This window comes from Desulfuromonas sp. KJ2020 (assembly GCF_024197615.1).
Lineage (GTDB): Bacteria > Desulfobacterota > Desulfuromonadia > Desulfuromonadales > SZUA-540 > SZUA-540.
The window spans coordinates 152,275-173,305 of the sequence record NZ_JAKUKE010000003.1 but is presented as its reverse complement, the minus strand read 5'-3'; the positions used below and the strand labels follow the sequence as shown (position 1 = coordinate 173,305).

Annotated in this window: 19 protein-coding genes and 1 tRNA gene; 7 read left to right on the top strand and 13 right to left on the bottom strand. The window is 54.9% G+C overall.

The genetic code is table 11. The features are described 5' to 3' along the window. Positions 1-47: 47 nt before the first annotated feature. Positions 48-836, top strand: coding sequence for a class I SAM-dependent methyltransferase (locus MJO47_RS09135; protein WP_253960820.1), 789 nt, complete (start codon positions 48-50; stop codon positions 834-836). 139 nt (positions 837-975) lie between these two features. Here the strand turns inward: MJO47_RS09135 and MJO47_RS09130 are convergent, their stop codons facing one another. Further along, positions 976-2,289 (bottom strand): citrate (Si)-synthase, encoded by a 1,314-nt coding sequence (locus tag MJO47_RS09130; protein ID WP_253960819.1) that lies wholly within the window; start codon positions 2,287-2,289, stop codon positions 976-978. A 328-nt stretch (positions 2,290-2,617) separates the two neighbouring features. Between MJO47_RS09130 and dusB the strand changes: the two genes are divergently transcribed. From dusB to MJO47_RS09115, 3 genes are read left to right on the top strand one after another with little or no spacing between them, the layout of a single operon-like run. Beyond that, positions 2,618-3,604: a tRNA dihydrouridine synthase DusB gene (dusB, locus tag MJO47_RS09125; protein WP_253960818.1), complete on the top strand. Its 987-nt coding sequence runs from the start codon at positions 2,618-2,620 to the stop codon at positions 3,602-3,604. 1 nt (position 3,605) lies between these two features. Further along, positions 3,606-4,748, top strand: coding sequence for a nitrogen regulation protein NR(II) (locus MJO47_RS09120; RefSeq protein ID WP_253960817.1), 1,143 nt, complete (start codon positions 3,606-3,608; stop codon positions 4,746-4,748). Positions 4,749-4,806: 58 nt separating this feature from the next. Continuing rightward, positions 4,807-6,240 carry a sigma-54 dependent transcriptional regulator gene (locus MJO47_RS09115; protein ID WP_253960816.1) on the top strand — a complete coding sequence of 478 codons (1,434 nt, stop codon included), beginning with the start codon at positions 4,807-4,809 and terminating at the stop codon, positions 6,238-6,240. A gap of 90 nt (positions 6,241-6,330) precedes the next feature. On the opposite strand, the gene dnaB is transcribed toward MJO47_RS09115, so the two are convergent. The 12 genes from dnaB to ispE all read right to left on the bottom strand — a co-directional run bounded on the left by dnaB (position 6,331) and on the right by ispE (position 16,536). Further along, complete coding sequence (gene dnaB, locus MJO47_RS09110; protein ID WP_253960815.1) at positions 6,331-7,701, bottom strand: replicative DNA helicase; 1,371 nt, start codon at positions 7,699-7,701, stop codon at positions 6,331-6,333. A gap of 82 nt (positions 7,702-7,783) precedes the next feature. Beyond that, positions 7,784-8,230, bottom strand: a complete 447-nt coding sequence (gene rplI, locus MJO47_RS09105) for a 50S ribosomal protein L9 (RefSeq protein ID WP_253960814.1) — start codon at positions 8,228-8,230, stop codon at positions 7,784-7,786. A 21-nt stretch (positions 8,231-8,251) separates the two neighbouring features. Beyond that, positions 8,252-9,178 carry a DUF2232 domain-containing protein gene (locus MJO47_RS09100; RefSeq protein WP_256502569.1) on the bottom strand — a complete coding sequence of 309 codons (927 nt, stop codon included), beginning with the start codon at positions 9,176-9,178 and terminating at the stop codon, positions 8,252-8,254. A gap of 26 nt (positions 9,179-9,204) precedes the next feature. After that, the gene (gene rpsR, locus MJO47_RS09095; RefSeq protein WP_253960812.1) at positions 9,205-9,486 is read right to left on the bottom strand and encodes a 30S ribosomal protein S18; all 282 of its coding nucleotides are present in this window, start codon (positions 9,484-9,486) and stop codon (positions 9,205-9,207) included. 46 nt (positions 9,487-9,532) lie between these two features. Then, positions 9,533-9,892 (bottom strand): 30S ribosomal protein S6, encoded by a 360-nt coding sequence (gene rpsF / locus MJO47_RS09090; protein WP_253960811.1) that lies wholly within the window; start codon positions 9,890-9,892, stop codon positions 9,533-9,535. A gap of 134 nt (positions 9,893-10,026) precedes the next feature. Further along, complete coding sequence (gene ychF / locus MJO47_RS09085) at positions 10,027-11,121, bottom strand: redox-regulated ATPase YchF (protein WP_253960810.1); 1,095 nt, start codon at positions 11,119-11,121, stop codon at positions 10,027-10,029. A gap of 84 nt (positions 11,122-11,205) precedes the next feature. After that, positions 11,206-13,230 (bottom strand): sodium-translocating pyrophosphatase, encoded by a 2,025-nt coding sequence (locus MJO47_RS09080; protein WP_253960809.1) that lies wholly within the window; start codon positions 13,228-13,230, stop codon positions 11,206-11,208. 30 nt (positions 13,231-13,260) lie between these two features. After that, positions 13,261-13,827: an aminoacyl-tRNA hydrolase gene (pth, locus tag MJO47_RS09075; protein WP_253961864.1), complete on the bottom strand. Its 567-nt coding sequence runs from the start codon at positions 13,825-13,827 to the stop codon at positions 13,261-13,263. An 11-nt stretch (positions 13,828-13,838) separates the two neighbouring features. Beyond that, on the bottom strand, positions 13,839-14,444 hold the full coding sequence (locus MJO47_RS09070; RefSeq protein WP_253960808.1) for a 50S ribosomal protein L25/general stress protein Ctc: 606 nt from the start codon (positions 14,442-14,444) through the stop codon (positions 13,839-13,841). A gap of 70 nt (positions 14,445-14,514) precedes the next feature. Then, entirely contained in the window at positions 14,515-15,456 is a 942-nt protein-coding gene (locus MJO47_RS09065; RefSeq protein ID WP_256502559.1) for a ribose-phosphate pyrophosphokinase, read from the bottom strand. 126 nt (positions 15,457-15,582) lie between these two features. Next, positions 15,583-15,657 (bottom strand) — tRNA-Gln (locus tag MJO47_RS09060). Between the two features lie 33 nt (positions 15,658-15,690). Continuing rightward, a complete protein-coding gene (gene ispE, locus MJO47_RS09055) occupies positions 15,691-16,536 on the bottom strand; it encodes a 4-(cytidine 5'-diphospho)-2-C-methyl-D-erythritol kinase (protein WP_253960807.1) in 846 nt (281 codons plus the stop codon). Between the two features lie 466 nt (positions 16,537-17,002). Here ispE and MJO47_RS09050 point away from each other — a divergent pair, with 466 nt between their 5' ends. The 3 genes from MJO47_RS09050 (at position 17,003) to MJO47_RS09040 (ending at position 21,015) form a co-directional block, all read left to right on the top strand. Then, positions 17,003-18,001 (top strand): TAXI family TRAP transporter solute-binding subunit, encoded by a 999-nt coding sequence (locus tag MJO47_RS09050; RefSeq protein ID WP_253960806.1) that lies wholly within the window; start codon positions 17,003-17,005, stop codon positions 17,999-18,001. A gap of 108 nt (positions 18,002-18,109) precedes the next feature. Continuing rightward, a complete protein-coding gene (locus MJO47_RS09045) occupies positions 18,110-20,542 on the top strand; it encodes a TRAP transporter fused permease subunit (protein ID WP_253960805.1) in 2,433 nt (810 codons plus the stop codon). A 23-nt stretch (positions 20,543-20,565) separates the two neighbouring features. After that, positions 20,566-21,015, top strand: coding sequence for a universal stress protein (locus tag MJO47_RS09040; protein WP_253960804.1), 450 nt, complete (start codon positions 20,566-20,568; stop codon positions 21,013-21,015). Positions 21,016-21,031 lie beyond the last annotated feature (16 nt).

Below are 21,031 nucleotides of genomic sequence, written 5' to 3'. Positions count from 1 at the left end.
TTTCAGGAGACACTGCCTTCAGATCACGCAAGGGGCCGGGAAAAACCATGAAAAATGACTTCAAAAACAAAGTAAGAGAGCAGTTTGGCAGAACGGCCGATGGCTATGTCAAGGACCGAGGTTTCGCCCAGGGTGATGACTTGGCTGAAGCCGACCGTCTTCTAAAGCCAACACCTGACGACATTCTTCTCGATGTCGCCTGCGGTGGGGGCCACACTGCCCTCTACTTTGCCCCCAAGGTTCGCAGCGTTGTAGCTTCCGACCTCACCATGCAGATGCTTAAAAAAGCCCAGGAGTACATTAGCGAGGAAGGTGGGGTTGAAAATGTCACCTTTCGTGAAGCGGACGCAGAGGACCTTCCCTTTCCGGCTGGGGCCTTTACACTGCTCACGTGTCGTATCGCTCCCCACCATTTCCCCGATGTCCCCCGGGCCGTCAGGGAGTTTTTTCGTGTTCTGCGACGGGGCGGTCGCATGGTTATCATAGATACTCTGCTGCCGGACGACCCTGAAATTGCTGATTTCTATCAGACCATGGAGAAGATGCGGGACCCAACCCATGTGCAGGCCTATACCCGGTCTCAATGGGTGCAGATGCTTGAAGAAGCCGGATTCACCGTCCATGAAACTCTGACGATCCCCAAAACCCACGACTTCCCCGTATGGGCTAAGCGGGCCGGACTAGGTAGGACCGGAGTGCAGCAATTGAATAAATTCTTTATTGAAGCACCGGCTTCGGTGCACAACTATTTTCAAATCGAGACTTTTGCAGGCGAAGTCGAGAGCTATACGGATCAGAAAATCCTTCTCTACGCAACCCGACCCGACAAGAAATAGCGGCCATTCCCGCCCAGCCAGATAGCCCCCCCATCAAGGACCGTTCTTACGGTCCTTTTTCTTTTCCAAAAAAACAGGGGGTGTCGCAAGACACCCCCATGAAATGGCAAAAAACTCAGAAACACCTGTTTCTGACGGATTACTTGATGCCGGCAGCATCCTCCAGCATAGCCGTGGTAACAGACTTGGGCCGCTCGATAGCATAGCCAAGAGCGCGGTCCCAAGTGATGTTGGCCAAGCAGCCAAGAGCACGCCCTACACCGAACAGTACGGTGTAGAAGTCATACTCGGTGACACCATAGTACCACTGGATAACACCGGACTGAGCGTCAACATTCGGCCAGGGGTTCTTAGCCTTGCCGTGCTTGAGCAGAACGTCGGGAGCCACTTCAAAGATCATGGAAACCAGCTGGAAGAGCGGGTATTCCTTCAGGCCCGGAGTCTTGAGGCAGAATTCACGCTGGGAAGTGTAGCGGGGATCGGTCTTGCGCAGAACGGCATGGCCGTATCCGGGAATAACCTGTCCGCTGTTGAGGGTGTCCCACAGAGCTTTTTCCAGCTCTTCCTTGGTGGGGACCTTGCCGCCCAACTTGTCCATGAAATTCTGGGTCCAGGCCAGAACTTCCTGGTTAGCCAGACCGTGCAGCGGGCCAGCCAGGCCATTGATACCGGCGGCATAGGAGTAGTAAGCGTCGGACAGAGCAGAGGCAACCAGATGAGTCGTGTGGGCGGAAACGTTGCCGGACTCGTGGTCGGAATGCAGAATGAAGTACATGCGGGCGACATCGTCGTAAGGCTTGTCAACACCCATCATGTGAGCGAAGTTCCCACCCATGTCGAGTTTGGGATCGGCAGGAATGTGGGTGTCCCCCTTGTACTTCATGCGATAGATATAAGCGGCGATGGGGCCGAGTTTCGCCATCAGTTCGTTGGCGTCCTCGTACATATCTTCCCAGCAGGTCATTTTGTTGAACTTGCCGGCAGCGTAGTTCTTGGCGAACACAGAGTCGCGCTGCATGGCGACGATGGCAGCGGAGAACATGGCCATCGGATGGGAATCACGGGGCAGAGCGCGCAACACGTCGATGACGTAAGCCGGGATCTGAGAACGTTTTTTCCAGTCTTCCACAACTTCCAGAGTCTGCTCCATGGTGGGAACATCGCCGGTCAGCAGCATCCACCAGAATCCCTCGACATAAGGATAGTCGGAACCGGGAACCTTGGGCAGAGCAGCGAAAGTCTCAGGAATGGTCTTGCCACGGAAGCGGATGCCTTCCATGGGATCGAGGTAAGAAATGTCGGTTACAAGACACTTGATGCCGCGTGCGCCACCAATAGCCTGCGAAATGGTAACATCACCCAGCTTGACGTCGCCGAATTCCTTGACAAGCCGGGTGGTGCGGGGACGGTGCTCTTCGATCTTTTTGCGCAGAGTCTCCTTCAGTGTGGACATGTTCTCTCTCCTTTAGTGAAATGAAATGCGATGAACCGGACGGTTCACCAACCCAAAAGGCCCCAGACAATTTCAACCAAACCGCCCGAAGGACGGAAGCAATAAACGGAAGAGGTGTTTCCAAAGGAAATAAAAGCGGGCGGTTTGACCCCCACTTTTCCTTCATTTTCAAAAAATGTTCTAACAAACTCAAGAGGAGGCTGTCAAGCCAATTCTGTATACAGTATGCCGAGCAAGCTAAACACTAGCTTATCTCAGTTTGAAGTCAAGAACAGGGCACGGTTTTTTCTTGCTTTCATTATCAGCCATGATAGTATGCCTAAAATTTATGCAAAAAAACATTTCTTTCTCGAAACTACAACTGAAAAACAACCTGATTCTGGCCCCGATGGCCGGCATCACCGACCTGCCCTACCGTCTCATCATGAAGGAGTTCGGGGCAGGCCTCGTCTTTACCGAAATGGTGAGTGCCAACGGCCTTATCCGTGACGGGGTGCGCACACGGGAGCTTCTGCGATCAACACCCGAAGAACGGCCACTTGGGATCCAGCTTTTCGCTGATTCTCCGGATGTTCTGGCCCGCGCCGCTGCCATGGTCAGCCAGGACGGTGAACTGATCGACATCAACATGGGCTGCCCCGTAAAAAAGGTGGTTCGCTCAGGAGCTGGCAGCGCCTTACTGCAGAACCCCATTTTGATCGGGAAAATCGTAGCGGCTGTTCGCAAGGCCACCCCTTTGCCTCTCACGGTCAAAATCCGCTCCGGCTGGGATCAACAGACCATCAATTATCTTGAGGTTGGCCGGATTGCCGAGGAAGAAGGAGCAGACGGCCTGGTTCTGCACCCACGAACCCGCAGTCAGGGCTTCAGTGGGCACTCGGAGTGGCAACACATCCGCCGGCTGAAGGAGCAATCCCGCCTCCCCGTCATCGGTAGTGGCGACATTTTTTCCGCCGCCGATGCCCTTAGCATGCTGAAAAAAACAGGCTGCGACGGCATTATGATCGGGCGGGGTGGCTATGGCAACCCCTGGCTTTTCAAAGAGATTGCCGCCGCCCTCGAAGGGGCCTTCCTTGCGCCGCCTTCGGCGGAAGAACGTTTGCGGGTCGCCCTCAAACACCTCGATCTCTTTGTCGACCTGTTCGGAAGCTACAAGGCCGTCATGGATATGCGCAAGCATCTGTGCTGGTATGTTCGCGGCCTCAATGGCGCAGCGCATTTTCGTCAGGCCATTAACAAGACCGGAAACCTGAAGGACATGAAAGTACTCTTAGAGTCTTTTTTAGCCACCAACGCCGAGGGAGTGGCCGACTGATATGGGCAGGGAGTCAGGGCCGCCGGAAGATCTCCAGCTTTACCTTCGCATCCTGGAGAGTATCGACCGGGGCGTCATTGCCATAAACCGCCGAGAACGGATTTCTTTCATCAATCCGGCGGCTCAGGCCTTCGTAGGGCTCTCAGAGCGGCAGGGGGTGGGGCGCCACTACGAACAGATTTTTATCGGACAGCCTGCCGTAATCCGCCTGATTCAAACGGCCATGCGCGAAGGAAGGTCGATTTCCGATCACGAAAACATTTTCCTCAACCGGCCCGGCATGGCCTCTCTTCCCGTAAGTCTGTCCTGCGCGCCGATTTTTTCCCCCCAGGGTGAGCAGGATGGCGCGGTGCTCATTCTTCGAGACCTAAGCAGGGTCAGAGAGCTTGAAGATGCGGTAAGACAAACTGATCGGCTTGGCATGCTGTCAACCCTTGCCGCCGGTCTGGCCCACGAGATAAAGAATCCCCTGGGGGGCATTAAGGGCGCCTCTCAACTGCTGGTCATGGAACTCCCTGAGGATAGCCCTTTGCAGGAATATGCCCGGATCATGACTCGGGAGGCGGAAAGAATCAACCGCATCATCGAGGAACTCATGGACCTGACCTGTCCCCGCTTGCCGGTGCTTGAAGAAGTGAATCTTGCTCAGGTCATCCGCGACATCGTCATTTTCCAGCAGGAAGCCCAGCGAGACAAAAAACTTGACTTTGTCTTGCGGCTCGACCCAAGCATCCCCCCCATCTTGGGGGACCGCGATCTGCTTACCCAGCTTTTCTTGAATCTAATCAAGAATGCTGCTGAAGCGATTGATGAAAAAGGCCAGATTGAAATCACCACCCGAGTCGCATCGGATTTTCATCTGACCCAGACGGGAAACAGGCCTGTCCCCCTGATTGTGGTCGAAGTGACTGACAATGGCAAAGGGATTGCCCCCGACCTGGTCGACAAGGTCTTCACGCCTTTTTTCACGACCAAAACCAAAGGGACCGGGCTCGGCCTGGCTACCTGCCAGAAAATCGTCCGACAACATCAGGGATTTCTCAAGGTGACCAGCACTGCAGGTCAAGGGACTACATTCGCCGTCTCCTTACCGTTCATCCGTCAATCGAAAGATCGCGACGAGACAGCAAAAGCGGAAAGCTGATTGATAGCTTTTCGTTAAAACCAATGACGTCATACAACGACAGATCGGGAGAGGAATCATGCCCATTCGCCGTATTCTTGTGGCCGACGATGAAGAAAGCATCCGCTGGGTACTTTCTAAAGCCCTGTCCAAAAAAGGCCTGACGGTCGATCTCGCCGCGGATGGCCAAGAGGCACTGAGCCTCTTCCGGCAGCATCATTACGACCTGGCCATTCTTGACATTAAAATGCCGGAAATAAGCGGCCTGGAACTGCTGTCCCGATTCCTCGCGGAAAAGCCCGCCACCCTGGTCATCATCATGACGGCGGAGAACTCCATGAAAAACGCGGTAGACGCCATGAAGGGCGGCGCCTACGATTACATTACCAAGCCTTTTGATCTTGACGCGCTGGACGCCACGATCATGAAGGCGGAAAAAGCTTCGACTGTAACCGACGAGGTCCATCGTCTACGGGACGAACTGAAAGATCATTACAAAGTCGACCGAACCATCATCGGCAAGAGCCGGGCCATGCAGGAAACCTACAAAATCCTCGGCAAAATAGCCCCTTCCGACGTGACGGTCCTCATCACGGGCGAGAGCGGCACCGGCAAGGAACTTATGGCCCGGGCCATCCACTTCAATAGCTCGCGACTGGGCAAACCTTTTGTCGCCATCAACTGCGCAGCTATCCCTCGCGATCTGCTGGAGAGCGAACTTTTCGGCTTTGAAAAAGGAGCTTTTACCGGAGCCGTTGAACGGAAAACGGGTAAATTCGAGCAGGCCAATGGCGGCACCATTTTTCTCGATGAAATCGGGGACATGCCACTGGATCTGCAGGCGAAACTCCTGCGCGTCCTTCAGGAAAAGGAAATCACCCGCATGGGAGGAACCACGCCGATTGCGATCGATGTGCGTATCGTTGCCGCCACGAACCAGGACCTTAACGCCAGGGTACAGGCGCGGGAATTCCGTGAGGATCTCTTTTACCGTCTCAATGTCGTGCCGCTTCACCTGTCTCCCCTGCGGGAAAGAAAAGACGACATCCCCCTTCTCGCCGAGTTTTTCATCGGCCGGAGTCGCGAAGAGTTCGGAGTGAGCACCCAGGGATGTACGACCGAAGCCCTCTCCCTCCTGCAAGGCCACAACTGGCCGGGCAATGTGCGAGAACTGGAAAACGCCATTAAACGGGCCGTTCTGCTGTCACCCGATCCGCTCCTTACCCCTGCCGACTTCTCCTTTCTCGCTCCGACCGGCCCGGAGGAAGACAACGGCAATTCTCTCGAAACCCTCATTGCCAACAAATTGCGATCCGCCCTTTTCCAGGTCGAGGTTCACGAACTGAATAATCTATATGAAATGGTCCTTCATCAGATGGAAAGGCCCCTGATCCGCATCGTTCTGGAAAAATGTCGCGGCAACCAGGTGAAGGCCGCCGACATTCTGGGGATCAATCGCAACACCTTGAGGAAAAAGATTCAGACCTTGGAAATCGATGTTAAAAAGGACTGATTACTGCCATTCCTTTGCGTCTTAAAAAGATAGCCCCTGGGGAACTTGTCTCCAGGGGCTATCTTCATATCGAGAAGGACAGAGCGTAACCTAGGCGCCATCGTCCCTTCTGGTCTGATTTTCAAAACGGGTGTATTCACCACGAAAGGTCAGATGCACGGTCCCGATGGGACCGTTACGCTGCTTACCAATAACAATTTCTGCATCTTTTTCATGCCCTTTTTCACAGGAATTGTCGCGCTTTTTACACGCTTCGCAGTAAACCGCCTCACGGTAAATGAACATGATCACGTCGGCATCCTGCTCGATTGCACCCGACTCACGCAAATCAGCCATAATGGGACGCTTATCGGTACGATTTTCCAATGAACGATTGAGCTGAGAGAGCGCAATGACGGGCACATTAAGTTCCTTGGCCAGCGCTTTAAGCGAACGGGATATCTCCGATATTTCCTGCTGACGGTTTTCGGCGTTGTGGCCGCGCATGAGCTGAAGATAGTCAACCACGATAAGCCCGAGGCCCTTATCCGCTTTCAAGCGGCGGCACTTGGCCCGCAGCTCGAGAATAGAAATGGCGGGGGTGTCATCGATATAGATGGGGGCTTCACTTAGAAAACCGGCACCATTGGTAAGCTTGGGCCAGTCAGAGTCTCCCAGGTGGCCGGTGCGCAAACGGCTGGCGTCGACCTTGGCAATGGAGCAGAGCATCCTCTGCACCAACTGCTCTTTGCTCATTTCCAGAGAAAAGACGATTGACGGGGTGACGGTCTTGGCGTGGACGGCGGCGTTTTCCACCAGGTTGAGAACAAAAGCGGTCTTTCCCATCGAAGGACGTGCCGCAATGATGATCAGATCCCCACCCTGCAGGCCCGCGGTCATCTGATCAAGATCCAGAAATCCCGTAGGAACACCGGTGACCAACTCTTTGCGATCGTAGAGCTTCTCTATCGCTTTAAAGGTGTCCTTCAGAATCTCTTTGGTCGAAAAATAGGATGGCCGGGTCTTCATCCCGGTGATATCGAAAATCGATTTTTCCGCCCAATCGAGAGTAGACTCCATGTCCCCCCCCTCATAGCCGCGGGTCGCGATTTCAGTAGCCACCTCGATCAGATGGCGGGCCATGGCTTTTTCTTTGACCAGACGACAGTAGTAGGTAATGTTGGCGGCAGTGGGAACGTAATCAACCAGGGTGGCGAGGTAACTCCCCCCTCCGACCGCGTCAAGTTCGCCATTTTGCTGGAGAGCGGCGCTGAGAGTAACCAGATCGGCAGGCTCCCCGCGTTCAGAGAGGTCAATCAAGGTTTTGAAGATTTTTCGATGGCTTTCCCGATAAAAATCGTCAGGCACAAGGATTTCCAGTGCCTTGTTCAGCGCCTGGTTTTCGAGGAGAATGCCACCGAGAACAGACATTTCCCCTTCGAGATATTGGGGAGGAAGCCGATGAGACGGTAATTTATCCATTCATCAACACCGGGTCGCAGGTGAAAAGAGAAAAAGAAGAAAGGGGAAGGAACGACTGCTCCCTCCCCTTTTGGAGAACATTTTACTCGGCGGCGACAACGTTGACCTTGATAGTGGCCACAATGCCGGCTTGCAGCTTAACAGGCACCTCGTGGGTTCCGAGTGTTTTGATCGGCTCATCGAGCTGAATCTTTTTACGATCAATCTCAATCCCGGCTTCCTTGAGCTTAGCTTCAATTTCCATCGTGGTGACGGCGCCATAAAGCTTGCCTTCCTCGCCGGCCCGGTGGCTGATCACACAGGTAGCCGCCTCGATTTTCCCCTTAAGGAGATTGGCCGCATCGGTAATCTTCTCCATTTTGCGGGCCATCTGACGCTTCTGATGCTCAAGTTCTTTGATGTTCCGGGTGTTGGCTTCCATGGCCAGACCGCGGGGGACCAGGTAATTACGAGCATAACCGGGCTTTACTTTAACCAAGTCACCGATATTGCCGAGGTTTTCTACGTTCTCTGTAAGGATGATTTCCATCGATCTCCTCCTGAAAAGGATCTACGTTTCTTTAATTTTGGGTTTTCTGAAATCCGCCCATAAATCGAAAATTCCAAAGCCGGTGACAACCATAGGCAATGGGTTGAGAAAAAAAATGAGAAGATATCCCATGACCCTGAAACCGGTTGAAATATTCTTCCGGATAAAAAAGTAGCTGACAATAGCCAATCCTTGCAAAAAATAGATCGGCAGCACAACCGCCAGCAGGTTGAGTGAAACAACATCAATAAGACCGTTGAACAGCACCACACCAAATCCTCCTCCGATCAGGATCCAGACCAGAAGCGGAGATGCCTTCCACAAATGAAAGGGTGGACCGGGTATGGCATACCTCCCACGAGAAAATCGCGAGAGAAGATAAACCAGCAACAGCAGAATCCCCCAGGTTACCGTGATGGCCAACGCCGGGTAGGCCTGTAAAAGAAAATCCTCGAGACCCCGGAGCATCTGCTCGAGTTCTGCCGTCTGTTGGGGTGTAACTTCAGACTGCTGGTATACCTGCAGTGCCTGATCGACCTCTTTCTGTACATAATCGGCGGCAATCTGCTTAACCGATATCCCTTTGCTGCCCGCATAAAGTCCGAGTGCCATGGCAGCTAGAACAACCAGGCTCAGGGTTGTAAGAATCACAGCCCGGTCCCACGGCCAGAGTCGGCGCAGGAGCAGAGGCAGCAGAAAGGAAGCCAGGCCAAACTGGAGAAAATAACCCAGCGAAGCGGCGGGGTCACCGGTAACGGCCAATAGAAGCGTCGTGGCAGCGACAACACCTCCCCCCAGCTGTGCCCCAAACCTCATATGTACATAGGCTGCGGGAAACGGCACCAGCAGAGCCAGCAGCACGCCTCCTGCACCCAAAGCGGACGAGACCATCTGCAACAAGATGGTCAGAACGATACTCCCGAAAAAAAAGAGCCCGCGCTGTCCCATGTTAACGCTCTCGTCCTGTAGCCACCTTAGTCAATGGCATGTCCGGCGGTGAAGGGCAGCAGAGCGATATTGCGGGCTCGCTTGATAGCCTCGCACACCTTGCGCTGATGCTCGGCGCAGTTACCGGAAATACGTCGGGGCACGATTTTACCGCGCTCGGAAATAAAATAGCGCAGGGTGCGGATTTCTTTATAATCAATCTTCATGGTCTTGTCGGCACAGAAGCGGCAGCCCTTGCGACGGACAAAACGTCTTCTCGGCGCTCCTGCGCCTGCAGGTCTTCTTCCAGCGGGTTTTTCAATAGCCATTTGTTATATCCTCCGTATAGATGGTCACGTTGTCAGTTCGAGAGATTTATTCCGCTTCTTCTTCCTGGTCGACTGCTGCTTCAGCCTCTTGCGCCTCGGCAGGAGCAGAGGCTTCAAACCCCTTTTCCAGGTACACCGTCTGAAACTTCATGATGGTCTCATCAATCCGCATGCGGCGCTCGAATTCCTTGATGACCTCGGGCTGAGCCTCGAATACAGTCAAGACATAACTTCCGCGGGTTTGTTTCTTAATGGGATAGGCCATTTTGCGGACACCCCATTCATCCACCTTGATGATGCTGGCGCCCTGTTCGGTCAGGACTCCCTTGAACTTGTCAACGATCGCGGCATAGGCATCGCCGGTCGCTTCGGGGTTGACGATGTAGATTGTTTCGTAGGTACGCATTCGTGTTACCTCCTCGTGGGTTAAATAGCCCCGGCACCAATCCGGAGCAAGGAGCGGGCACCACAGCGGCACCCGTTCTTAGACAAATTTGACTTTTTATCACAAGTCAAGATTATTTTCAATCTTTAAGCGGCTCAGACGTTAAATCGAAAGTGCATGACATCACCATCTTTGACGACATACTCCTTGCCTTCGAGTCGCATCAGGCCTTTTTCTTTGGCACCAGCCTCGCCACCTGAAGTAATAAAATCATGAAAGGCGGTAACCTCGGCGCGGATAAAACCTTTTTCAAAATCGGTATGAATTACGCCGGCAGCGCCGGGGGCCTTGGTTCCCTCAGCAATGGTCCAGGCTCGAACCTCCTTGACGCCAGCCGTAAAATAGGTAATCAGGCCAAGCAGTTGATAGCCAGCGGAAATCATGCGATCAAGACCTGACTCAGAAAGACCCATTTCACTGAGAAAATCAGTCTTCTCATCGGCATCGAGTTCAGCAATTTCCGCCTCGATTTTGCCGCAGATCATTACCATCTCGGCTTGTTGATCGGCAGCGAAGTGGCGGAGTTTTTCCACAAAAGGATGCTCCCCCCCCAGATCGTCTTCCCCGACATTGGCGACATAGAGGACGGGCTTGGCAGTAATCAGGTGCAGATCCCGAAGAATCCGCTTTTCTTCGACGGAGAGCTCTGTCGCCCGAGCTGGCTGCCCGCCATTAAGAGTCTCCTGAACCTTGCGCAGGACCGCGAGTTCTTCCTGCATTTTTTTGTCGCCGCTTTTGGCCTGCTTTTCCGTGCGGGAAATTCTTTTCTCAACCGAATCCAGGTCAGCCAGGTTCAATTCAGTCTGAATAACCTCAACATCCCGCAGGGGATCGACAGAGCCGTCGACATGGACGACGTTGTCATCCTCGAAGCAGCGCACAATATGCGCAATGGCATCGACCTGTCGAATGTGCCCAAGAAACTGATTCCCCAGGCCTTCGCCGCGGCTTGCCCCCTTGACCAGTCCGGCGATATCGACAAACTCCATGGTGGTCGGCACGACGCGCTCAGGGTGAACGATAGCAGCCAACTGATCCAGGCGGGCATCAGGGACACTCACCACCCCCACGTTGGGCTCGATGGTACAGAAAGGGTAATTGGCCGATTCGGCCCCGGCCGAAGTGATGGCGTTGAAAATAGTGGATTTACCTACGTTGGGCAAACCAACAATACCGCACTTAAAACCCATGCTTTACGTTCTCACTATAAAAGAAGATAGCCGGGAACGGTGTCCCGGCTATCCATGTTTAACCAATGGGCGTATAGCCCCGATTTAGACGAGCAGAGGCGCAATGACGAGGGCCACTACGCTCATCAGCTTGATGAGAATATTCATGGCCGGACCGGAAGTATCTTTGAACGGGTCGCCAACAGTGTCACCGACAACTGCAGCCTTATGCGCCTCGCCACCTTTTTTCTCACCAGCGAGCTCACCTTTTTCAATGTATTTCTTGGCGTTATCCCAAGCCCCGCCGCCATTGGACATCATCAGCGCCAGCAAAACACCAGCAACCGTGGCGCCAGCCAGCATGCCACCGAGGGCTTCGGCGCCAAGGACGAAACCGATGACCACAGGGGCCACAACGGCGACAACACCGGGCAGAACCATCTCTTTAAGCGCCGCGCGAGCAGAAATGTCGACACACTTCTCAGGCTCGGGCTTAACGCCCTCTTTACCTTCGAGCAAACCGGGAATTTCACGGAACTGGCGACGAATCTCGTCAACCATTTTGCCGGCAGCGCGGCCAACGCTCGTCATGGTGAGCGCGCCAATAAAGAAAGGCAGGGCGCCTCCGATAAGCATACCGATAACGGTCAAAGGATTGATCAGATTGATTGACGTGAGTCCGACGGTGGTCGCATAAGCCGAGAAAAGGGCCAGGGCCGTCAGGGCAGCCGAACCAATGGCAAACCCCTTGCCGATGGCGGCCGTGGTGTTGCCGATAGCGTCGAGGCCATCGGTAATCTTGCGCACATCGGGGCCGAGGCCGGCCATTTCGGAAATACCACCGGCATTGTCGGCGATGGGACCATAGGCATCGACGGTCATGGTGACACCAACCGTGGCGAGCATGCCGACCGCGGCGATACCGATACCGTAGAGACCGGCAAAATAGTTGGCAATGAAAATGCCGACAGCGATGATAATGATGGGTGCGGCGGTGCTCTCAAGGCCGACAGCCAAGCCATGAATAATGTTGGTAGCCGGACCGGTCTTGCTGGCGTCGGCGATGCGGGCGACCGGAGTGGCAGCAGTGTAGTACTCGGTGATCTGGCCGATGGCGATACCGGCCAGAGTACCGGCGAGAATTGCCCAGAACACGCCGTTGGAGATATGCAGACCCCGGACAATAAAGAATGCGGCCACAAGGAAACCGCCGGCAGCAACAAAAGTCGTATAATGCAGCGCCTTGGCGGGATCCATGGATTTGAGAAGCTTCATGGAACCGATGCCGATGACGGAGAAAATCAGGCCGACCATGGCCAGGGCCAGGGGCAGCAGCATGGCGTTGGCCTGAATGACGCTGAGCTCGACGCCGGGAACCGACAGGTGGGTCAGCAGTTCGGTGCTAGCAGCTGCGGCAATTGCGATAGTGGCGATGATGGAACCGACGTAAGATTCAAAAATGTCAGCGCCCATACCAGCCGTGTCGCCGACGCAGTCACCGACGTTGTCAGCAATAACGCCGGGGTTGCGGGGGTCATCCTCGGGGATGCCGGCCTCGACCTTGCCGACCAGGTCGGCACCGACGTCAGCAGCCTTGGTATAGATGCCGCCGCCCACGCGGGCGAAAAGAGCGATAGAAGAAGCACCCATGGCGAAACCGTTGATGTAGCTGGCATGCTCGGGGCTCCCAAAGAGAATAAAGGCGATGCCGACGCCAACCAGACCAAGGGAAGCAACGGACATCCCCATGACGGCGCCGCCGTTGAAGGAAACCTCAAGAGCTTTGGCCTGACCGGACTGGCGAGCCGCCTCAGCCGTGCGCACATTGGCACGGGTGGCAGCCTTCATGCCGATGAAGCCGCAGATCATTGAACAGATTGCGCCACCAAGAAAGGCAAAAGCGGTCTGAGGCCCCATGCCGGCAAAAATAAGAAAGAAAACCAGAACGATAAAGATCGCAAGAACCTTGTACTCCCTGCGCAGGAAGGCCATGGCTCCGGCGTGGATCGCTTCGGAAATTTCCTTCATTTTTTCGTTGCCGACCGGCTGTCCTTTAACCATGCCATACAGTACGACGGCAATGACGAAACCGATCACCCCCAGGATGGGTGCATACATTTGCAGTTCCATGTTGTTTCGTTCCCTCTCTTTCCTCTGATTTTAATTGCGAACTTCTCGACTGTTGAATTCGTTCATGGCGCGCTCAGCCCCCTTTTCGAGAACTGCCTCCACGGCCATGGCTGCATCTTCGAGTACATCTTCAAGGTTCTGTCGCTCTGTCGCCGAAAAAGGACTGAGCACATAACCGGCGACGTCACCGCCAGGGGCAGGTCGGCCGACACCGATCTTAATACGGATAAATTCACCCGTCCCCAACACCTGCCGGATATGACGAATACCGTTGTGACCGCCATGTCCTCCCCCTCGCTTAATCTTGAGAGCACCGAAGGGCAGATCGATATCGTCATGGACGACAATCAAATCCCCCGGCTCAACACCGAGGGATTTGCAGGCGGAGCCTACACTGGCCCCGCTGAGATTCATAAAGGTTTGAGGAAGAAGCAGGGTCACCTCTTCTCCGGCGACGCGACCCGTTGCGTAAATCGCCTGATGACCGCTTTTTTTCAGGGAGATGCCGGCGCGGTCAGCGACTTTCTGGACAGCAAGAAAACCAACATTGTGTCTTGTGCTGGCATACTTGCTGCCGGGGTTTCCCAGTCCAGCCACCAGCTTCAAGATCAGGCCTCTTCACCCGCCTCTTCAGCAGCGCCCTCTTCTTCTTCAACTTTGCGGCCGGTCACGGTAATGACCGTGAAATTGACATCGTGAGGCACCTGGATCCCTTCGGGAAGCACGAGATCCTCCACATGAAGAACATCACCGATCTTCATTTCGGCCACGTCGACCTCGATCGCCGCAGGGATCGCGGAGGGGAGGCAGACCACTTCCAGTTCATGCCGGATGACCTGCAAGTTGCCGCCCTCTTTTTCCCCCTTGGATTTTCCGACAGGGTGAACGGGAACCATGACATGCGTCTTTTTGCCCATTTCAATGGCTTGAAAATCGGCATGCATCATATCACGACGGATAGGATCGACCTGCAGATCCTTGATGATGACCACCTTGCCCTCAACCTCCGACACCCCCCTGAGAGTAATGAGGGTATTCCAGCCGGATTCGGTCGCCATGGCCTGCTGCAGAGCCTTCGGTTCTACCGTTACGGAACAGGGTTCCATCCCTTTTCCATAGACGACAGCGGGAATCAGCTCCTGACGGCGAAGGCTGCGTGCGCCACCCTTTCCGATTCTTTCACGTGCAGAGACCACCAGTTCCGTATTTGCCATTGATTGTTCCTCCATAAATTTGTGCTGCCAGCTGGCAAACAAACCAACTATTTGAATGAATAGTCCACTCTTAAATAAACAATGAGCTGACCGACTCATCGCCATGAATGCGGCGAATGGATTCAGCCAGTATTTCCGCCACGGAAAGAACGCGCAGCTTCGAACAGGTTGACAGTTTGTCCTGAACGGGGATCGTGTTGGTCACCACCACTTCCTCGAGACAGCTGTCACTGATCCGTTCAAGGGCGGGCCCGGAAAGAACGGCATGAGTGGCACAGGCGTAGACGGCGGCGGCGCCCTTCTCTTTGAGAGCCTGGGCCGCCTGACAAAGCGTTCCTGCCGTGTCGATCATATCGTCGACGATAATACAGGTCTCCCCTTTGACATCACCGATGATGTGCATAACTTCGGAGACATTGGGTCCGCTGCGACGCTTGTCGATAATGGCCAGACCGGCGTCAAGTCTCTTGGCGTAAGCCCTGGCTCTTTCAGTCCCCCCTGCATCAGGAGACACAACCACGACGCGACCGGGGAAACGGGAACAGACATCCGCAAGGATAACTGGAGCCGCATAAAGATGATCGACGGGAATATTGAAAAAACCCTGAATCTGACCGGCGTGCAGATCCATCGTCAACACGCGGTCGGCGCCCGCCGTACTGATCAGGTCAGCAACCAGCTTGCTGGTGATCGGGGTCCGCGGTGCGACTTTACGATCCTGGCGGGCATAGCCGAAATAGGGTACAACCGCAGTAATCCTGGCGGCCGAGGCCCGCTTGAGGGCGTCCATCATGATCAGCAATTCCATGATATTGTGGTTGGACGGCGCACAGGTTGATTGGACGACATAGACGTCCCTGCCGCGCACATTCTCGCCAACCTCAACCATGATCTCGCCGTCAGAAAAAGTTCTGACCTTGGCGTTGCCCAGAGGTACGGCCAATTGGCCGCAAATCTCACGGGCCAAAGGAATATTGGCATTGCCGGAAAATATCTTCAGCTTGTCCACCATGGACCCCCACTGGTAGCTTGGAAAAAGTTGTAGGCCATGGAAAACCATGACCTAACCGAAAAAAGAAGTGATATCGGATATCTGAAGCCCTCAAACCAGAGATGCGCCTGAGGCCTGATAGATAAGTGGCTGGGGCGCCAGGATTCGAACCTGGGAATGCCGGAATCAAAATCCGGTGCCTTACCGCTTGGCGACGCCCCATCAAAAAAGCAATATCTTTTCCGCCAAAACCAACTACACGGGTCGAACGATCTCGGCTCGCCAGAGTTCATGCTCAAGGCGGATACTCCGACAGGCCGCGTCAGCCTCCGCCTGATCCTGGAAGACCCCGAAGACCGTCGGACCGCTCCCCGACATGAGTACAGCCGAAGCCCCCAACTCGGACAGCCGTGCCTTAACCTGCCCGACCTCAGGGTGCCGGGACATGGTCACCCGCTCAAGATCATTAACCACAAAAGACCTGAAATCCCGAGCCGTTTTGGGAAACCCGGGTAATCTATACTCATCCACAGGGCTTGTCAACCCCAAATTTTGATAAACCCAGGCCGTGGAAACAGCCACTCCGGGGTTGACCAACACATACCACACATCGGGAAGGGGCCGCGGCAGGGGCTGCAGAACATCACCGATCCCCCGCGCGATCGCCGGCTGCCCATACAAGAAAAACGGCACATCAGCCCCCAAAGAAGACCCGATCATCATCAGCTCGTCGCGGGACAAACCAGCGGCCAACATATCGTTCAATCCAGACAAAACCGTGGCCGCATCAGAAGACCCACCACCGAGACCGGCCGCCACCGGAATATTCTTCTCAATGATCAGATCAACGCCCCACTCTTTTCCAAGGCGACCAAGCAGCACCTCGGCCGCCTTGCCCGCAATATTTTTCGAGCCCGGCAAAAGGTCGACCCCCGGACAAGACACCCTCACCCCTTTCCCCTTCGACAGAGATATCTCAATACGGTCATACAGCGAGACACACTGCATTACCATACACAGATCATGATAGCCATCCTCGCGCTTGCCGAGAACCTGCAGACGCAAATTAATTTTTGCTGGAGCCCAATAAACTCGCTTCACACCAACCCCCCCAAAACTGTTTTTTCCCAAGCCACGCATCATTTGCGATGATTCAATAAAAGTCAAGCCGCCATCCTACAGAAAAACACCCTCCCCAAAGGTCAATATTGGCCACTTTGGGCTATTTTTCGCCAGCAAAACACCAATCCCCCTCGGCCATCCGCATCAAAAGAACCCACCCTTCCGCACAGCAGAACCGTTTAAATTAAAATACAAACGCTTTTTTATAATGGCACAGTAATCGCAAATGCCTTTCATCCACACTGGTTTGGACATTCCCCCCCCGCAGAAGCTTCACAGGGGCGATACCGGCTTATTTGCCTGCAGTAAATGATTGCAAAACATCAGTTCCCGTGTATATTTAATCCACCTTGAGGCCCGGCGTCTCCTGCATTCCTTCCCCGGGCTTCAAGGAACAAAATATTGTTTTTTATTTAACCCCCAACATTGTACAGGAGGAAAAAACATGATCAAAACAGCAAGATTAATGTCCCTCACGCTTTCAGCGCTGCTGGTGGCAGCCATGACCCTGGCGCCGAACATCGGCCACGCCCAGAAAACCCGCCTGGCTTTCTCCGGCGGCCCTGACGGCGGCACCTTCCAGTACTTCTCCAACGGCATGGCCACCCGCCTTTCCAAAACTATCCCGAATGTCGAAGTCTCCAACATGGCTTCGGCCGGTTCTGTGGAAAACATTCGCCGCGTCAACTCCGGCGAGGCCGATTTCGGCATTGCTTATTCGGGCGACACCTACCTGGCCCGCACCGGTCAGTTGCCCAAAGATACCCGCAAATACGAGAATGTCCTTGCCCTGGCCTATCTTTACGGGGCCCCGGCTCATCTCATCGTACTTGACGGCAGCGGCATCAACGCTGTCAGCGATCTGGCTGGCAAGCGTGTTGCCGTAGGTGGGGCAGGTTCCGGCGCCGCCGCCTCAGCCCAGCGCTATTTCGAGGCGCTTGGCCTGTGGGACAAGATGAATGTCGAGTTCATCGGCTACAGCAAGGCCGCCTCCGCCCTCGGCGACAAGCTCATCGACGCCATGTGGGTATTCGCCGGTTTCCCCAACTCTTCAGTCATCCAGGCCGCGGCCAGCAACAAGATCAAGATCCTCAGCCTCTATGAGACGGGTGAAAAAGGCGGCGTCTTCAAAAAATATCCCTTCTACGCCCCGGTGACCATTCCCGCCGGCACTTACAGCGGGATCGACTATGACGTCAAAACTTTTCAGGATTCTGCCCTCTGGGTGGCCGGCAAGCACGTTGACAGCGAGGTCATTTATCAGGTGACCAAAGATATCTTCACCCCCGAAGGGCTTTCCTATCTGGTCAAAGTGAAGAGCACCGCCAAGGCCATGAGCGTTGAAGGGGCCCTCACCGGCATCGTCACCCCGGTTCATGAAGGCGCCGAGAAATTCTGGAAGGAAAAGGGTCTGACCCTGACCCCCGAGCAAACTGCCCGCTAAAAACGAGAGCATCTGATACATTGCCTTGATACGACCATCTGAAAGCGGGGCTGACCATTCGGCCCCGCTTTCCATCTGCGCGCACCCTAGCCCTTTTAGAGAGCCTGTATGTCGGAAGAAAATAACCAAGAACTGGAAGACCTGAGCCCTGAGGAACAGAAAAAACTGAAAAAGCTTATGGAGAAGGACGCCAAGTCCTATCGCTCCCCCACAGGCTTTTTCAAAGGTCTGGTCGCCCTGCTGGGCGCCGGCATGGTCATCTTCTATTTCTATACCGCCGGCCTGGCGGCCGTGGCTACCCAGTACCACCGGGGGGTCTATGTCTTTGCCACCTACGTGCTCGTGTTCCTGCTTTACCCGGCGGGCAAGGGAAGAATCCGTGTTCCCCTTACGGCGGTTCTGTCCATCATTCTTTCCATGCTGGGAACGGCGCTCCTGTTCTTCTCCGACATGGCGACCTTCCATGCCCGACTGCTGGAAATAGGCGACCATTACGCCTCTGACGGACTTGGCGGAGCGATTGCCTCGGCCTCCGGGCTTTGGCAGGTCGGCGTCGGTGCCGTGCTGATTTTTGCCCTGGTTACCATCGGCGACAACCTCCTTATGCGCCGTTCCGGAAGCAATCCGACGATTTCCGATATCCTTTTCGCCCTGCTCTCGGCGGCTGTGGTCTATTACTGGATGCACGAGTTCGAAAACCTCAATTACCGGGCCGGGGCGGAAAACGAACTCGATGCCATGGTCAGCATTGTGGGCGTCTTTCTCTCTTTGGAAGTCTGCCGCCGCGTCCTCGGCTGGTCCATGACCCTGATCGGCATCGGCATGCTTATCTATGGCTACTTCGGCCCCTACTTTCCCGACATGCTCTCGCATCGCGGTTTCGGTATCGAACGCCTGGCTACAGCCCTCTACCTGACCACCAACGGCGTGTTCGGCGTCATGGCCAACGTACTGGCCACCTATGTCATTCTCTTTATCTTTTTCGGTGCTTTCCTGCACAAGAGCGGAGCGGGTAAATTCTTCATCGACCTGCCGCTGGCCATTGCCGGCAACAGTACCGGTGGACCGGCGAAGGTAGCCGTCATGGCCTCAGCCCTGTTCGGTTCCGTTTCGGGCAGCGCCATCGCCAACACGGTTTCCACCGGCGCCTTTACCATCCCCCTCATGAAACGGGCGGGCTTCAAGCCCCACGTGGCGGGCGCCATCGAACCGGCCGCCTCCATCGGCGGCATGTTCCTGCCCCCCATCATGGGCGCCGGGGGCTTCCTGATGGCTGAGCTGACCAACACCTCCTACGCCACCATCATGATGATCGCCGTCTTTCCCGCCCTGCTTTACTTTTTCTCCGTCTTCTGCATGATCCACTTTGAGGCGAAGAAGCAGGGGCTTAAAGGCATCAAAGGCGAAGAATTCCCCCACTGGAAGATCGTCCTCAAGCGTGAGTGGTACTTCAGTCTGCCGCTGATCATCATCACCGTGCTGATGATTCTGGGCCGCTCCCCCGGCTATTCGGCCTTCTGGGCAACGATCTCGTGCGTTGTCATCAGTTGGTTCCGCAAAGAGACCCGCATGGGGCTCAGGGAAATATGGGAAGCCATTCTTACCGGCGCCAACAATACTCTGATCATCGGCGCCACCCTGGGCGTCATCGGCATCATCGTCGGCACCATATCCCTGACGGGCATCGGCCTGAAGTTCTCGGACATCATTATCTCCATGGCCCAGGGCAATCTCCTGATGGCCCTGTTGCTGGTGGGCCTGGCCTCCCTGGTTCTCGGCATGGGAGTACCAGTGACCGCGGCCTACCTGATCACCGCGGTACTGGCCGTACCGCCCCTGGTGGAGATGGGTGTACCGGTCATTGCTGCCCATATGATCGTTTACTGGTTCAGCCAGGATTCCAACATCACCCCACCGGTCTGCGTGGCCGCCTACGCCGGCGCCGCCATCGCTGGCTCCGACCCCTGGAAGACCGGGTGGACCAGCTTCAAATTTGCCAAATTGCTCTATGTCATGCCGATCCTCTTTGCCTTCACGCCATCGATCCTCTTTCAGGCCAAGCCGATCAACGTCAAGATGCCGGAAATCCACGCCGAAGTTCCCTTTGCTTCCGTCCTCAAAGTCGATGTCAAGGAAGGAGACGAGTTCGTCAAGGGGGATGTGCTGGCAACCGTACTGGTGGAAGACAAACCCGTAGACATCAAGGCCAGGAAAGACGGGCGGGTCACCCAGGTCAAGACCTTCGCCGGCGGGCTAGCCAATCCCGGGGATGTGCTGATCGAAGGCGAGATCGTCGCGACCAAGACCAAGGTGTTCTCCTCCTTCCTCTCGGCATTCCTGGGCACCATAGCCTTCTCATCGCTGACCATGTTCTTCTGGATTCGCCGCACCAGCATCCCCGAATGGCTGATTCTGGCCGCGGCTACCATTTTGCTTTACTGGCCGACTCTGGTCACCGACGCCATCGGTATCGGCCTGGTGGCTATCGTCTTTATCATGCAGAAGGCTAAAAACAAGCGGGAACAGGCGCTGGCCGCCTGAACCGCTGTCTCGCGAGGAACGCCATGAAAACCATCAAGAAAATACTCTATGCGACCGATTTTTCCGAAAGCGCCGACGATGCGGCGGATTATGCGCTGACCTTGGCCAAACTGGCGGGAGCCTCCGTGCATGTGCTGCACGTTATCGGCGAATTGATGGACAATCGCAAAAGCCAGATTCAGCCCGAAGCTTTTGCCATGCTGGAGAAGAATGTGGAAGTGCAAACCGTCAAGGAGATGGAGGATTTCTGTCAAAGCCGCTTCGGGGAGCAGATCCCCTATACGTCGGAAGTGGTTATCGGCACCCCTTTTCAACAGATTATCGAAAAGGCCAAGGCCTTTAGAGCCGACCTGATCGTCATGGGAACCCACGGACGGACCGGCATCGAACATGTCATTGTGGGCAGCACCGCCGAAAGAGTGGTCAGGCGTTCGAAAATCCCTGTTCTCACGGTACAACAGCAGGCGAACTGACTTACTGCAGCCCTGG